Below are 13366 nucleotides of genomic sequence, written 5' to 3' on the forward strand. Positions count from 1 at the left end.
GGGAAACAACGCCCGCCGCGGGAGGAGGTGCGGCGGGCGCCGTTTTGGTGGTCAACCCTTGGGAGGAGGATAAGGGCTGACCGTCTTCGCTTGGGTCGGGGAGGAGGTCGACCCCAGCGAAATTCCTTGGTTAGACCGCCTTGCGGGCGACGATCTTGATTTCGTCGCGGACGATACCGAGATCATGCAGCTGGCGGTTCGAAAGGCGACCCAGCTCGGTAACTGTCTCGCGATAAACGCGCCAGTTACGATAGTTGCGGATCAGGTTCATTGTCATGCTCTTCTCAAAACTGGCTCGGACCATTCGCGGTCCGAAGAATTAGACCGCCTTGCGAGCGACGTAAGGAATGTCGCTGCGGCTGATACCGAGATCGGTCAGTTCACGGGTGCTCAGGCGGCTCAGCTCGGAAACGGTGTCCCGGTAGCGGCGCCAGTTGCGGTAGTTGCGGATCAGGTTCATGGTAGTTCTCGTTTCGTCTTTCTCGCGGATCATTCCGTTTGTGTACGAACCATAAATAGGGGGACCCATATCGATTTAAAAGCGCTATGACTGCATGGCAGCAATGCAAATTGTGCAATGCAACATTAACGCGGCTTCACGGACCTGACACAAAGAAGCCGGAATCAGAAAGTGCCGTGGCGTCAAGGGTTTGGCTGCGTCGGCTAAAAAGACGACCGGGAGGGAGTGAGGACATGGCGGGGTACTCGACACGGGTCAGGGCCGACATCGAGCGATGGCGGCAGGCTGGACTGATCGACGCCTCGACGGCTGATGTGCTGAGGCGCGACGTCGACATCAACGCACGCCAGTCGCTCAGCTTCGGCTCGATACTGGCGATGATGGCAGCCCTGCTCTTTGGAGCGGCCGTCCTTATCTTCGTCGCCGCCAATTGGGAAACGATCCCGCGGCTGGCGCGGGTGGCCGCGCTTTTTGCCATCATCCTTGGCGGCTATGTCGGCGGCGCGGTGCTGAAGACGCGCGACCATGCGGCAATCGGCGAAGCCCTGTGGATCGTGGCAGCGGCCGCGTTCGGCGGCTCGATCGCGCTGATTGGCCAGATGTACCATTTGTCCGGCGACGAGGCTTCGGCGCTGGTCACCTGGGGCGCCGGCACGGCGCTGGCGGCGATCGCGCTGCGGTCGAACCCGCTGACCGTCGCGGCGGTCGGTATCGCCGACGCCTGGCTGTTCCTGAAAGGGTTCGACTATTACAGCCGTAGCGACTTTCCGCATGCCTTCGTCGTCATGGCGGTGGTGCTGTTTGCCGTCTCGTTCTGGACCCGCAGCCAGCCGGCGCGGCACCTAATCATCCTGTCGCTGCTCTTCTATCTCGTATTGCTGGCGATGGACCATGCGACGCTGCCGGTGGCGATCCCGCTGGTCATTGTCTCTGTGGTGCTTTTCGCTGTTGCCGTCTTTGCGCCGGAACCGGTCGACAGGATCGTGCGGCTTGGCGGCCGCTTGCCGCTGCACGCGTTGCTTGGCTTCCTCGCCGGCCTGGCCATCATCCAGTTCGAACTGGCCGACGAAAGTACCTACAATAGCGGTTTCGCCATCGCGTCGGTCGTCGCACTGGCCGGCATCGTCGCGGCAATCGTGCTGGCAGGGCACGAGAGCCGGGGACTGCGTTGGCTCGTCTATCTCGGCTTCGCCTTCGAACTCGCCATCATCTATGTCGTGACCTTGCAGTCGATGCTCGATACGGCCGGCTTCTTCCTGGCCGCCGCGGTGCTGCTCGGCGTGCTTGCGATCGTCATCATCCGCGTCGAAAAACGCATGAAGGATCCAGCCACCGGGGGAGCCACGGCATGATGACCGGAAAGAGGCTTGTCATCTCGGCACTGGTCCTGACGCTCGTCCAGATCGGATTCCTGAGCTGGATCATCGCCGGACGGGCGGCGATCCTGCGCAATGGCAAGGAGGTGCTGCTGAAGATCGAGCCCGTCGATCCGCGCGACCTCTTGCGCGGCGACTATATCATCCTCGGCTATGACATTTCGCGCATACCGGTGAAAATGATCGCCAACATTCCCGAGGGCAAATTCTCGAGCGACGACACACCGATCGTGGTCCGGCTGAAGAAGGGCGCCGATGGGTACTGGACACCGAGCATCGCCTGGTTCGGCAAGGCGCCGGGCCCGGCCAGCGCAGAGGAGGCCGACATTTCGGGCCATGTCGCCGCGGGTTGGGACCTTCGCGGCGAAGGCATGACGATCGCGGCGGATTACGGCATCGAACGGTTCTACCTGCCCGAAGGCGAAGGGCTGGCGATTCAGGGCGACATGCGGGTGCGCCCGTTCGGGATCAAGCTGGCGCTCGCTGCCGATGGCACGGCGCAGATCAAGGCGCTGGTGGATGGCGACAAGACGCTGTTCGAGGAGCCGCTTTATTGATGTCCATCGCGCCCATAATGTGATTTCAGAGAAGTTTTCGGCGAAGCAGTCGAAAGTCGACAATGCGGAGGAGTCTGATTTTGTCGGTCACGAATCTGTCGAATGCCGCGTCGAAATCATTCCCGATCGCTCGCCATTCGTCTCTCAATGCGCGAACGCGCCGTGCGCGCAGCCAGTTCTTTACCTTGGCGACGGCCCCCTTGGGTTTCAGGATGACGCCACAGCCGTAGTCGGCATCCACAGTGAAATAGTCGAGATCCGGATTGCCCAGAACGAAATCAATAAATGCCTTGTAGGTCACGCCGCACCACTCACCGAGGAAAAAGGAGGGATTGGCAGCGGTCCGGTTTGGGGGCAGGCAGTCATGCACCACCACGGCACCCCCGGGCGAGACCATGCGGAAGGCTTCCCGGATATCGCGCGCCGAGCACTCGTATGTGTGGTGCGGATCAACGAACACAATGTCGAATGTCTGCCCCTTTAGGCGCACGTCATTGAGACATGCCGCAATATCCTCGTCTGTGGAGGTGAAATCCACGGGGAGGCCATCGACTGGCGGCTCAGTTGCCCGATACACTAGGCGCATGCAGGGCTGAAAACCCAATTGTGATGCTTCTATATACCTGAAGCCCGTAGTGCTCGTGTTGATCTCCAGGTAACTTGTGAGCCCGAAGCGCACCGAGAGCAGCCCACAGATGTGGGCCTTGTTCCAGTATTCAAGCATGATCATTGTCCCGCCATTCCCGACAATGAGTTGACCTCATTATCGGCAATCTCTCAAGCGATCGATCGGTAGCACTTTTCACGGGCTTTCGGCCGCGGACGATGGCAACAGATCCGGGATGAGGCGGAGCCAAACGCTCATGTGGGGTTGGTGCGGATGAAGGGACTCGAACCCCCACGCCTTTCGGCACTGGAACCTAAATCCAGGGCGTCTACCAGTTCCGCCACATCCGCATGACCCGGCAATCCCATGTAGCCATCATTCTGTCAATGTCGGAGACAAGATGTCGGGTCAGGGCCGAAATGTTGGTTATTCGCCTAAACGCGAAGACTGTTGAAAATTAGGCTCGCCTGTGACAAAAGGCGTGTCAAATGTGACGGGACGCGACGATCCGCTTCTACAAGATGTGATAAGAAGTAGGAAAAACAAGAACTTATTCACATTTTGGAACGCAGTTTGGGAGAGTTTGAGCCGCATTTCCGGTCAAATCGCCAGGTTCCGTACCAAAGCCATTCCCGGCAAGAATTACCGGCAGGCTGTAAACGGCAGGGAGCCGTTTGGCAGCCTCATTGGTGAAAACAAAGGTTTTACGATGCAGGTCACCGAAACACTCAATTCCGGTCTCAAGCGCGAGATCAAGATCACCGTGCCGGCCGGTGACATGGAAGCCAAGCTGATGGCGCGGCTGTCGGACGCCCGCGACAAGGTTCGCATCAACGGCTTCCGTCCGGGCAAGGTGCCGGTGCAGCACCTGCGCAAGGTTTATGGCAAGTCGTTCATGGCCGAGGTGGTCAACGAGATCCTCAACGACTCGACCCGTTCGATCATCACCGGACGCGGCGAAAAGGCAGCCATGCAGCCCGAGGTCATCATGACCGAGGACGAGAAGGAAGCCGAGAAGATCCTGGCCGGCGGCGCCGACTTCGAATTCCGCCTCAACTATGAGGTCATTCCGGCGATCGAGATCAAGGATTTCTCCGACATCAAGGTAACGCGCCAGGTGTTCGACGTTCCGGATTCGGAGATCGACGACCAGGTCAAGCGCGTCGCTGAATCGGCCCGCAGCTACGAGCCGAAGACCGGTAAGGCCGCCGAGGGCGACCGCGTCTCGATCGACTATGTCGGCAAGATCGCCGGCGAGGCTTTCGCAGGCGGCGCCGGCAATGATCAGCCGCTGGTGCTGGGCTCCAAGGAGTTCATTCCGGGCTTCGAGGAGCAGCTGATCGGCACCAAGGCCGGCGACGAGAAGCAGGTCACCGTGACCTTCCCGGACAACTACCAGGCAGCGCATCTGGCCGGCAAGGAAGCGACCTTCGACGTCACGGTCAAAGAAGTGTCGAAGCCCGGCGAACTGGAAATCAACGACGAGACCGCCAAGAACCTTGGCCTGGAGTCGCTCGAGCGCCTGCGTGACATCGTGCGCGGCCAGATCGAGAACCAGTTCGGCTCGATGACGCGCCAGAAGGTCAAGCGCCAGTTGCTCGATCAGCTCGATGCGGCCTATTCGTTCGAAGCGCCGTCGAAGCTCGTCGAGGCGGAATTCAACAACATCTGGGCACAGGTCAACCGCGACCTGGAAGCCGCCGGCCGCACCTTCGCCGACGAAGAGACGACCGAGGAAGAGGCGCGCGCCGAATATATGCGCCTTGCCGAGCGCCGCGTGCGCCTCGGCCTCGTGTTGGCCGAGATCGGCGAGAAGGCCGGCGTCACCGTGTCGGACGAGGAACTGCAGCGCGGCCTGTTCGAGCAGGTTCGCCGCTTCCCGGCCAACCAGCAGCAGGAAGCCTTCGAGTTCTACCGCAGCAACCCCGAGGCGCTGAACGCGCTCAGGGCGCCGATGTTCGAGGAGAAGGTTGTCGACCACCTGCTCGAACAGATCTCGGTCACCGACGTCAAGGTCAGCAAGGAAGAGCTGATGGCCGACGACGAGGAGGCCGAAACCGCGACCAAGGCGAAGCCGGCCAAGAAGGCCGCCGCGAAGAAGGCTGACGACAAGAAAGCCGACGACGCGGAAGAGCCGAAGAAGAAAGCCGCACCGAAGAAAAAGGCGGCCAAGGACGCCGAATAGGGCGCACGTTCCGACGAATTCCGAAAGGCCGCCTCCGGGCGGCCTTTTTCGTTGCGAAACTGCAACATCGGATTCGTTCCTGATGGGCACCGGTGGCGACACGAAGCCTTGATCATTATCTGATTGGTTGGAAGACCAGAGGTAGTTGGTGATGTCGTTGGGGGTGTTCGTGGAAATGAGGCGCGCTGCCGCCACGGTGTTTTTCCTGGCCTTGGCTTGCGGCGCTGCCGGGGCCGGTACGGACAATTGGCGTTTCGACACCGGCAATGACGGCCTCGTCACCGCATCGGTCTATGCCACCAACAAGCTGATCACCGGGGGCGGTGCGCTGAGCTACAGCCCGGTGCTGACCATTGCCTGCCGTGCGGACGGCGAGCCGGCTTGGACCGAATGGCTGCAATTGAACGACGCGGTTTCCGCCAGCCGGAAAATCACCATGTCGGTCACCATCGACGGCGACAACAAATTCGATGAGAGCTGGTCCGTCGGCACACGCGGCAGGCTGCTGATGCGCGACGGCGCCGAGGCAATCAAGCGCCTCGTCCCGGCAAACCGCCTGCTGCTGTCGTGGCGCTTCGGGCTGCTGTCCGGACGCGGCCAGGCCGATTTCGACCTGGCCGGCTTCGGTGAGGCGGTCAGACAGATTGCCGGCAACTGCAAGACCGATCCGCCTTGATTGTGAAAAGGGGCAGCCTTTTGGGCTGTTGCTACCGGAAGATTGATCCGAAAAGTGCGCGATACCGGCATCGTTCTTCCAAGATTGAATGATTTCAAATTCCAGCCAAGGCATCATCCGGCGCTCTGGCGGCGCTGCCTCGCGGGATTCCGGACTCAGATCAGCAACAACCCCTTCATGCTGGAATAGCCCTTTCGCCCGATGATGATGTGGTCGTGCACGGAAATACCCAGCCGCTTGGCCGCTTCGATGATCTCCTTCGTCATCTCGATATCGGCGCGCGACGGTGTTGGGTCGCCCGAGGGGTGGTTGTGGACCAGGATGATCGCGGTGGCCGACAGTTCGAGCGCGCGCTTGACCACTTCCCTGGGATAGACCGGCGTGTGATCGACCGTGCCGGTCTGCTGCACTTCGTCGGCGATCAGCGCGTTCTTCTTGTCGAGGAACAGGATGCGGAACTGCTCGCGCGCCTCGAACGCCATGGCCGAGCGGCAATAGTCGAGAAGCTGTTGCCATGAGGCCAGGACTTCGCGGCCATGGACCTCGCCGCGCGCCATGCGCTGGGCGGTTGCCGCGACGACCTTCAGCTCGAGCGCCACGGTCGGGCCGATGCCCTTGACCTCCTGCAACAGGCCGACGGGCGCGCCGAGCACTTCGGCTAGGGTGCCGAAGCGGGCCAGCAGCGCCTTGGCGACCGGCTTGGTGTCGGTGCGCGGGATCAGGCGGAAGAGCAGGAGTTCCAGAAGCTCATAGTCGGGCAAGGCATCCGGACCGGCCGAGGCAAAGCGCTCGCGCAGACGATCGCGATGGCCGAGATAATGCGGTTTTTCATCGACTGCCGCCTTGGCTCTCGCCGGCCGCACCGGCACCTCGGAGAAGAAGCTCCGTTCGTCGTCGTCGCCTTGTGTCGCCATGTGCCGCCCATATCCAGCCCGCAGCTGAGCAATGATCGCCGATCCCCACGAAATACTAGGACGGCGGGCAGGGGCGGTCGAGGTCTTTTCGGCGGCAAGGAATGGATGGCCTCCGCCTTCCGCGCAATGTTGCGGCAATGGGAGTCGCGCAAGCTCGCCGTGTCGTCATCGATGACGCCCCATTCGGAGGCAACCAAGATGCCCAGGCTCATTCGTATCCTGCGCGATGGCAGGGTCAGCGATGGCCGTCCGCACAGTTGCCGGGAAATAATGCGCTGGTTACGAGACCAGGACGAGGGCGAAGACTGGCGGCCACGCAAACACTGGAAATAGGCCGCCATCCAAAACCTCGCGACGGCCTCCTAGACCGGCAAGCCGGGGCGGTCGAGCTTTTTGGGCGACAAAGTAAAAATCTCGCAGCCGGTGTCGGTCACGCCGATCGTGTGCTCGTATTGCGCCGACAGCGAGCGGTCGCGTGTCACCGCCGTCCAGCCGTCCGACAGGACCTTCACATGCGGCCGGCCGAGGTTGATCATCGGCTCGATGGTGAAGATCATGCCGGGGCGCATTTCCACGCCTTCATTGGCATTGCCGTAGTGCAGGATGTTGGGAGCGTCGTGGAACAGCTGACCGACGCCGTGGCCGCAGAAATCGCGCACCACCGAGCAGCGCTCGGCTTCGGCGTAGGTCTGGATGGCGGCGCCGATGACACCGGTGCGCGCGCCCGGCCTGACGGCGGCGATGCCGCGCATCAGGCATTCGTGGGTGACCTCGAGCAGGCGTTCGGCTGCCCGCTTGATCGTGCCGACCGGATACATGCGCGAGGAATCGCCGTGCCAGCCGTCGAGGATGTAGGTCACGTCGATGTTGACGATATCGCCATCCTTCAGCGGCTTGTTGTCGGGAATGCCGTGACAGACGACATGGTTGATCGAGGTGCAGGACGATTTCGTGTAGCCGCGATAGTTGAGCGTGGCCGGCAGTGCGCCGTGGTCCATGCCGAACTCGAAGACGAAACGGTCGATGGTGTCGGTGGTGACGCCGGGGCCGACCATCGGCACCAGCTCGTCCAGGCAGCGCGCGGTGAGGTCGCATGCCTTGCGCATGCCGGCAAAGCCTTCCTCGCCATAAAGGCGGATCTGGCCGGTGTTTCTGAGCGGTGCCGTGGCGGCGTCGAGATAGGTGACCATTTTGCCCATAGAAGGTGGCGCGCCGCAGGAGCGCGGGCGCGGAGATGTCACCAGATTTGGCACCTGAGGGCGAAAGGTTCAAGGACGAACTGCCTGATGCGGCCCCAACGGCCCGGATATTCGCTTGCCCCGCCGGTCAGGCGCACGGCCTTCGACGCGGAGACCGACCCGGCCAACCAGTAATCGCGCCGCCGGAAAGGCCTGCCGGGCCGCTCCATGCCGGCAGGCCTTCCTTTGCCATATGCAGCAAAAGTTTTCCGCAGTGACGACACATTTCCGTGGCACACCGCACAAAGCAACTTTTGACGATGAGCGGCGTTGCTTGGGCGATGCCGGTCGGGCGATGCCGGTCGGGAGATGTCGGATGGACAGATTGCAATTCGAGGTGCCGGTGCGCATCGCACCAGGCCCCGGCTTGCCCGTCGAGGAAATCTACAGCGTCGAGCAGGCGCTCGATTTTCTGCAGGACTGGCCGGCGCGCCGGCAGGGACCGGTGTATCAGAAAGCCTTCAATGCCTGTTTCGGTGCCACGGTCGATGTGGTCGAGACCGAAGACGCCTGCCGGGCGTTCATGGCGTTCTGCCGCGTTGCCGGACTGATGGCCGGCGACATGATGGCGCAGCGCAGGCGCGGCGGCGAGGCGAGAGCGCTGCAGGCCTGAGGGCTTCATCGAGTGGGGGGAACCAGTTCAGCTTGAGTGTGCATGACGATTCGCTTGCGCCGATGCATTGGCCGGCGCTGTTAAGCTTCCGTTTCCACCTTCGCGGTTAGCCATTGATTGTTCGGCAATGGTTGATTCGTTGCGTCAGTTTCATGGGTCGGAAGATGTCCTCAGAAAAAGTCCGTGCGTTCCCGATCGATCGTCAGCTGTTCTTGGTCAGGGAAGTTGCCGCCAAGCTCGGCAATCTGCATGGCGAGACCGCCACCTCGTTCTGGAAGACAAAGGCGGCGGAGTTGCTCGATCTCATTGTCGGGACGGGCAGGGACAGAACGGCAGCCGGTGATGAAGTGCGCAGGTTCTTCCTTGCCGTTCAAAGAGAATTATCGGCTGGTGCGACCGTGGAAGAGGTCCCGATCCTTACCGCCTGAAGTAAATCCTGCCCGCAAGCAGGCTGCACGCTTGGCGACGCCGGAAATGCGTCATTTGCCCTCCATGGCGTGCCGAGAAGGTCCGCGTGCCGAGGCCGGCTGTTGGAGCCAATGGCTGCTAGCCAATGGCCGCCTCGTAGAAAGTGAATCGAACTTTTTAGCCGTTCATTCATACATGCATGCTTTCTAATTGATCATGCTGTTCAACTGCTTCACCCGGATTCGGCTCGTGGCGGCCGGCATGCACCGCAGCAGAGCCGCGAACGTCGCCACCATCTTTGCCCTTACCCTGCCGATCGTTGTCGGTGCGGCGGGTTTTGGCGTTGAAACCTCCTATTGGTACTACAACAGCTTGAGATTGCAGGCCACGGCGGATGCCGCGGCCTATGCCGGCGCGCTGGAGAAGATCGCGGGTTCCGACACGCCGACGATCGTCGCGGCCGCGACCCAGTCGGCGACGGACAACGGCCTCGGGAACGGCACCATCGTCGTCAATACGCCGCCGACGTCAGGGCCGAACATTGCCAAAAAGGCCGTCGAGGTGGTCCTCGGCCAGAATCTCGACCGGATGTTCACCTTGATCTTCACTCAGAGCCAGGTTCCAGAACAGGCGAGGGCGGTGGCGCTCATCACCGACGCCTCCAAGGCTTGCCTCCGGGCGCTCAATCCGTCGGCACCGCAGTCGGTGCTCTTCTCCGGCAGCACCAGCATGACGCTCAACGGCTGCGTCATCATGACGAATTCGATCGCCAGCGACGCCATCAAGGTGCAGGGATCGGCGGCTCTCACGGCCGACTGCCTGATCTCGGCGGGCGGCGTCGTGCTGAATAATCCGGTGACCACGATCTGCAAGGCGCCGATTACCCAGGCCTTGCCCATACCCGATCCGTTCGCCAGCGTGCCAGCGCCCGCCGCCAGCAACCCATGCCAAAATGTCAACGGAGGCAAGTCGACCCAAACGATCCAGCCCGGGACCTATTGCAGTGGCATGAGCCTCAACGGCAATGTCACGCTTTCTCCCGGCGTTTATGTTGTCCAGGGCAATTTGAAAATCAACGCGGGCGCGGTCATCCAAGGCGACGGCGTGACCATCTTCATGGCGGGCAGCAGCACCGTCAGCATGAACGGGAACGCGACCGTGACGCTCAGCGCGCCGCAGTCGGGCACCTATTCCGGCATGCTGTTCTACGGTGACAGGACAGGCACGGCGGCGCAGAGTACCTTCAACGGTACGGCAACATCCTTGCTGACCGGCGCCATCTATTTCCCCAAGCAGCAGGTCAACTACCTCGGCAATTTCTCAGGCAACAATGGCTGCACGCAGGTTGTGGCCGACACTATCCAGTGGTCTGGCAATTCCACGATCAACCAGGACTGCTCGAGCCTGGGAATGAAGGACATCCCCGCGGCGGCGTCGGTCGCGATTGTCGAATGAAGCGCGTGGCCCATCGATTGATCCCAGCCATTCGCGAAGACGCGGGCGCTGCCGCGGTTGAGTTCGCGATGGTCCTGCCCATCCTTTGCGTGGTACTGCTAGGCATCGCCGACGGCTGGTCATACGTCACCAGTTCGCTGTCGATGCGTGCCGGCGTGAAGACGGCGGCGAACATGGTCTTGGCGGGCTCCGCCGACGATAGTGCGACGCGGGCCGCGGCACTGGCGAACTGGGAGAGGATGCCGGGCGACGGTCAGGTCACGCTGAGCCGGATCTACAAATGCGGGACGACCGTGGTCGACGCCTCGACCTTGTGCAGCGGGCCGAAGGCACCGTCGGTCTTTGTCCAGATCGACGCATCGGCGACGTGGACCCCGCCCTTCACCTTCGGCGTCTTTTCCGCCCCCAGCACGATCGGCCACCAGGAGCTGATCCGTGTTCGGTAATGCGGGAAGCTTCAGGGCCGATCGATCGGGCGGAGCTGCGCTCGAATTCGCGCTGATCGCACCGTTCCTTATCATGCTGCTGTTCGGAATCTTCGCCTTCGGCTGGTCGATGAATTCGGCCTCCAGCGTTCGCTACACGCTGGAGGCGTCCGCACGGTCCCTGCAGCTTAACAACACGCTGACCCAGGCCGACATCCAGGCGATCGCGACGCAGAAACTGCTTGCGCTGGGTCTGAAGAATGTGAACGTCACGATCGCCACCGACCCGGCGACCGGCGGCTTTCGCATGGCGCACCTGACCGCTGCCTATGCGTTCGTCATAGATTTCCCATATTTCAACGCCTACCCGATCAATTACACGACGACCGTTACCGTGCCGCTGGTCGGCGGTTAGCCACGTAGTCTGCCAGACCGCGAATCTGCTGGCCTCGAGCCCTGCGGCCGGGCTGTATGAGTTCCCCTCGTTGACGGGTATGCAATTCAAGTCTGGCAAAGGAGTCATGGGTCGGCGCTTTTCTGCCGCGTGACGGGCTCTTTTCCACAGTGGGCGTAGCCGAAATTCTATCCAAGACATCAAGGATCTTTAAACTTCTGCCCGTTACCAGAGCACGTATGGCCTCGTGGCGGAGCGGCTACGCTAGAGACTGCAAATCTCGGAAGCCTCGGTTCGATTCCGAGGCGAGGCCTCCAAAATTCCGAAGCTGATGGACTGGTGGATCGGGCGGGAGTGGATCCATCCCTGGTCCATTTCCGCATTACGCAAAGCGTTTCCGCTCGAGCGCAAAAAAAGTTCTAACGGAACAGATATTTCGACACTTCGGGGTTGCCGCGGCGCCACATCACATTGTCGAGGAAGTAATGGTGCACGTTGATGAAAATCAACACGATGAAGAAGAACAGCGACGATCCCAGGACTTCCCGGTCATAGGGGATAAGGGCCGTCAGCACGGTCGGCACCAGCCAGAAGCCCAGACCGCCGAGGAGAAGGCCAGCACTGATGAACTCCAGAAACCGCACCCTGTAAGCCGGACCAAGGATGGACAGGATTCTGGATGGCGGAACTTTCTCGGCATTGCGCCCGTCACGCTCGACATTGCTCTGGTAACGCCAGACCACCGCCAGGTACTGCAAGGAATGGAGCGCCGGCACCACAAGCAGCCAGAGCGGATTTGCCCTTACGATCAGAATCCAGAGATATAGGGACGCGATGTAGGCGATGACGCCGTTATACGGCAGGCTGCCGCCATTCCTGCTCCAACGATTGATCAGCATCACGGCAGTGGCGGCCGTGGAAGCGGCCGCGGCCGACAGCGCAATCGCGTTGAGCCATGCAGGGGTGGCAAACGTGTAATATTCCAGCCCCAGGTATTTTCCCTGCCTGACCGCCGTGTTCGTCTGAAGCCATGCGAACAGCCAAACGGCATAGCTGTTGATCAGCAGGATTTTCTTGTCCGGATCGGTGAAGAACCTGCGCTTCAGAACGGCATCCACCATCAACATACCGTAGCCTTGCTTGACGTAGTGCCAGCCCACGAAAAAGAACATCGCGTTGGTTGCGTTGCCCAGCAGCCGGGCGTTCGCCGTTATCGAGCCGTAGGCAAAAAATGCGCCCATGAGCAGGGGAACGACGATGCCGGCGACGATGTAGCGGATCTGGAGGTTCCTGTCGTAGCCGTCGCCGCGCAGCTTCCGCCCAAAATGGCGGTAGAAGAGTTGGTATGAGTGGGCGAAGTGCGGATAGTTGATCAGATAAGCCAGGAAAAGCATCGTCGCCGCCACGAGACCTTCGTATCTCAGTGGCACGAAGTACAGCGCCGGCAAGATCAGGAATGCGCCGCCGCCGAGCATCAGAAAGTCCGCGAGCGGACCAAAGAGATATCTTGGTGGCGTTGCCGCGGGAGCGCGTATATCCGCCGAAAGGTGAACTGCCATATGAGCGCTCCCTTCGTATTCCATTTAACCACTGGCCCGTCTGATCGACAAGACAGAGGAGCCGGGCGGCGCTGGACTAGCGCGAAAGGCATGGGGTATCGGCTGCAACGGATGCCGTAACCCGCAATGTTGTCGACGCGATGCCGCCCCTGCCAAATTGCATCGGCCAGGCGTTCGCTGCGTAGAATCGGAAGAGGGACTGGAGGTCCGGAAGATCTGGTACGCCCAAGGGGAATCGAACCCCTGTTACCGCCGTGAAAGGGCGGTGTCCTAACCGCTAGACGATGGGCGCGCTCAGACGAAGCGGCTTATACTGGCGTTGCGCGTAACCGGCAACCCGTTAGGTGCCGCCTTGGACAACTTTTTTCCAGCCTGCCAAATCAGCGATTTCGCGAGGGGTCGGCAGGGCTTGGCGATCAGCGGTGACGTTAGTCGCTTCGCCATCCACGGGCGGAGCAAGGAGCGTAGCGACGCGGCGCAGACCCGAGAATCCATCCGC

The 13366-nt window shown here is 61.2% G+C and carries 15 protein-coding genes and 3 tRNA genes; 10 read left to right on the forward strand and 8 right to left on the reverse strand.

Going from position 1 to position 13366, the window contains the following annotated elements; genetic code table 11:
* Positions 1-130 precede the first annotated feature (130 nt).
* Together M653_RS1000000136485 and M653_RS1000000136490 are read right to left on the reverse strand one after the other, a co-directional pair.
* Positions 131-271, reverse strand: coding sequence for a DUF1127 domain-containing protein (locus M653_RS1000000136485; RefSeq protein WP_084637117.1), 141 nt, complete (start codon positions 269-271; stop codon positions 131-133).
* A gap of 48 nt (positions 272-319) precedes the next feature.
* The gene (locus M653_RS1000000136490) at positions 320-460 is read right to left on the reverse strand and encodes a DUF1127 domain-containing protein (protein ID WP_084637119.1); all 141 of its coding nucleotides are present in this window, start codon (positions 458-460) and stop codon (positions 320-322) included.
* 233 nt (positions 461-693) lie between these two features.
* Between M653_RS1000000136490 and M653_RS0131350 the strand changes: the two genes are divergently transcribed.
* The gene (locus tag M653_RS0131350) at positions 694-1812 is read left to right on the forward strand and encodes a DUF2157 domain-containing protein (RefSeq protein ID WP_027146814.1); all 1119 of its coding nucleotides are present in this window, start codon (positions 694-696) and stop codon (positions 1810-1812) included.
* Positions 1809-2393: a GDYXXLXY domain-containing protein gene (locus M653_RS0131355; RefSeq protein ID WP_027146815.1), complete on the forward strand. Its 585-nt coding sequence runs from the start codon at positions 1809-1811 to the stop codon at positions 2391-2393. Before M653_RS0131350 ends, M653_RS0131355 begins: the two co-directional genes overlap by 4 nt.
* A 25-nt stretch (positions 2394-2418) precedes the next feature.
* On the opposite strand, the gene M653_RS0131360 is transcribed toward M653_RS0131355, so the two are convergent.
* Entirely contained in the window at positions 2419-3117 is a 699-nt protein-coding gene (locus tag M653_RS0131360; RefSeq protein WP_198028860.1) for a class I SAM-dependent methyltransferase, read from the reverse strand.
* Positions 3118-3265: 148 nt separating this feature from the next.
* Positions 3266-3350: transfer RNA gene (locus M653_RS0131365), tRNA-Leu, on the reverse strand.
* Positions 3351-3709: 359 nt separating this feature from the next.
* Here M653_RS0131365 and tig point away from each other — a divergent pair.
* Both tig and M653_RS0131375 read left to right on the forward strand, forming a co-directional pair.
* Entirely contained in the window at positions 3710-5185 is a 1476-nt protein-coding gene (tig, locus tag M653_RS0131370; RefSeq protein WP_027146817.1) for a trigger factor, read from the forward strand.
* A 175-nt stretch (positions 5186-5360) separates the two neighbouring features.
* A complete protein-coding gene (locus tag M653_RS0131375; protein ID WP_245262420.1) occupies positions 5361-5861 on the forward strand; it encodes a hypothetical protein in 501 nt (166 codons plus the stop codon).
* Between the two features lie 155 nt (positions 5862-6016).
* Here the strand turns inward: M653_RS0131375 and radC are convergent, their stop codons facing one another.
* Together radC and map are read right to left on the reverse strand one after the other, a co-directional pair.
* Complete coding sequence (gene radC / locus M653_RS0131380) at positions 6017-6775, reverse strand: DNA repair protein RadC (protein ID WP_027146819.1); 759 nt, start codon at positions 6773-6775, stop codon at positions 6017-6019.
* 362 nt (positions 6776-7137) lie between these two features.
* Complete coding sequence (map, locus tag M653_RS0131385; RefSeq protein ID WP_027146820.1) at positions 7138-7965, reverse strand: type I methionyl aminopeptidase; 828 nt, start codon at positions 7963-7965, stop codon at positions 7138-7140.
* 364 nt (positions 7966-8329) lie between these two features.
* Here map and M653_RS0131395 point away from each other — a divergent pair, with 364 nt between their 5' ends.
* The 6 genes from M653_RS0131395 to M653_RS0131420 all read left to right on the forward strand — a co-directional run bounded on the left by M653_RS0131395 (position 8330) and on the right by M653_RS0131420 (position 11625).
* Positions 8330-8626, forward strand: coding sequence for a DUF982 domain-containing protein (locus M653_RS0131395; RefSeq protein WP_027146821.1), 297 nt, complete (start codon positions 8330-8332; stop codon positions 8624-8626).
* A gap of 164 nt (positions 8627-8790) precedes the next feature.
* Positions 8791-9054: a DUF6074 family protein gene (locus M653_RS0131400; protein WP_027146822.1), complete on the forward strand. Its 264-nt coding sequence runs from the start codon at positions 8791-8793 to the stop codon at positions 9052-9054.
* Between the two features lie 196 nt (positions 9055-9250).
* Entirely contained in the window at positions 9251-10489 is a 1239-nt protein-coding gene (locus M653_RS0131405; protein WP_027146823.1) for a pilus assembly protein TadG-related protein, read from the forward strand.
* Positions 10486-10935 (forward strand): TadE/TadG family type IV pilus assembly protein, encoded by a 450-nt coding sequence (locus M653_RS0131410; RefSeq protein WP_027146824.1) that lies wholly within the window; start codon positions 10486-10488, stop codon positions 10933-10935. The genes M653_RS0131405 and M653_RS0131410 overlap by 4 nt, the downstream gene beginning before the upstream one ends.
* On the forward strand, positions 10925-11329 hold the full coding sequence (locus M653_RS0131415; RefSeq protein ID WP_027146825.1) for a TadE/TadG family type IV pilus assembly protein: 405 nt from the start codon (positions 10925-10927) through the stop codon (positions 11327-11329). The genes M653_RS0131410 and M653_RS0131415 overlap by 11 nt, the downstream gene beginning before the upstream one ends.
* 220 nt (positions 11330-11549) lie before the next feature.
* Positions 11550-11625 (forward strand) — tRNA-Cys (locus tag M653_RS0131420).
* 102 nt (positions 11626-11727) lie between these two features.
* Here M653_RS0131420 and M653_RS0131425 read toward each other — a convergent pair.
* Both M653_RS0131425 and M653_RS0131430 read right to left on the reverse strand, forming a co-directional pair.
* The gene (locus M653_RS0131425; RefSeq protein WP_027146826.1) at positions 11728-12867 is read right to left on the reverse strand and encodes a hypothetical protein; all 1140 of its coding nucleotides are present in this window, start codon (positions 12865-12867) and stop codon (positions 11728-11730) included.
* Positions 12868-13084: 217 nt separating this feature from the next.
* Positions 13085-13159: transfer RNA gene (locus tag M653_RS0131430), tRNA-Glu, on the reverse strand.
* Between the last annotated feature and the right edge of the window lie 207 nt (positions 13160-13366).

Origin of the sequence: Mesorhizobium sp. WSM3626 (assembly GCF_000513935.1) — a bacterium.
Lineage (GTDB): Bacteria > Pseudomonadota > Alphaproteobacteria > Rhizobiales > Rhizobiaceae > Mesorhizobium > Mesorhizobium salmacidum.

What these genes read in the sequence shown, in the direction of transcription:
- M653_RS0131405 (WP_027146823.1), top strand. Translation starts at nt 9,251, where the DNA reads ATGCTGTTCAACTGCTTCACCCGGATTCGGCTCGTGGCGGCCGGCATG.
- M653_RS0131360 (WP_198028860.1), bottom strand. Translation starts at nt 3,117, where the DNA reads ATGCTTGAATACTGGAACAAGGCCCACATCTGTGGGCTGCTCTCGGTG.
- M653_RS0131350 (WP_027146814.1), top strand. Translation starts at nt 694, where the DNA reads ATGGCGGGGTACTCGACACGGGTCAGGGCCGACATCGAGCGATGGCGG.
- M653_RS1000000136490 (WP_084637119.1), bottom strand. Translation starts at nt 460, where the DNA reads ATGAACCTGATCCGCAACTACCGCAACTGGCGCCGCTACCGGGACACC.
- radC (WP_027146819.1), bottom strand. Translation starts at nt 6,775, where the DNA reads ATGGCGACACAAGGCGACGACGACGAACGGAGCTTCTTCTCCGAGGTG.
- M653_RS0131375 (WP_245262420.1), top strand. Translation starts at nt 5,361, where the DNA reads ATGAGGCGCGCTGCCGCCACGGTGTTTTTCCTGGCCTTGGCTTGCGGC.
- M653_RS1000000136485 (WP_084637117.1), bottom strand. Translation starts at nt 271, where the DNA reads ATGAACCTGATCCGCAACTATCGTAACTGGCGCGTTTATCGCGAGACA.
- M653_RS0131395 (WP_027146821.1), top strand. Translation starts at nt 8,330, where the DNA reads ATGGACAGATTGCAATTCGAGGTGCCGGTGCGCATCGCACCAGGCCCC.
- M653_RS0131355 (WP_027146815.1), top strand. Translation starts at nt 1,809, where the DNA reads ATGATGACCGGAAAGAGGCTTGTCATCTCGGCACTGGTCCTGACGCTC.
- map (WP_027146820.1), bottom strand. Translation starts at nt 7,965, where the DNA reads ATGGTCACCTATCTCGACGCCGCCACGGCACCGCTCAGAAACACCGGC.
- tig (WP_027146817.1), top strand. Translation starts at nt 3,710, where the DNA reads ATGCAGGTCACCGAAACACTCAATTCCGGTCTCAAGCGCGAGATCAAG.
- M653_RS0131400 (WP_027146822.1), top strand. Translation starts at nt 8,791, where the DNA reads ATGTCCTCAGAAAAAGTCCGTGCGTTCCCGATCGATCGTCAGCTGTTC.
- M653_RS0131425 (WP_027146826.1), bottom strand. Translation starts at nt 12,867, where the DNA reads ATGGCAGTTCACCTTTCGGCGGATATACGCGCTCCCGCGGCAACGCCA.
- M653_RS0131410 (WP_027146824.1), top strand. Translation starts at nt 10,486, where the DNA reads ATGAAGCGCGTGGCCCATCGATTGATCCCAGCCATTCGCGAAGACGCG.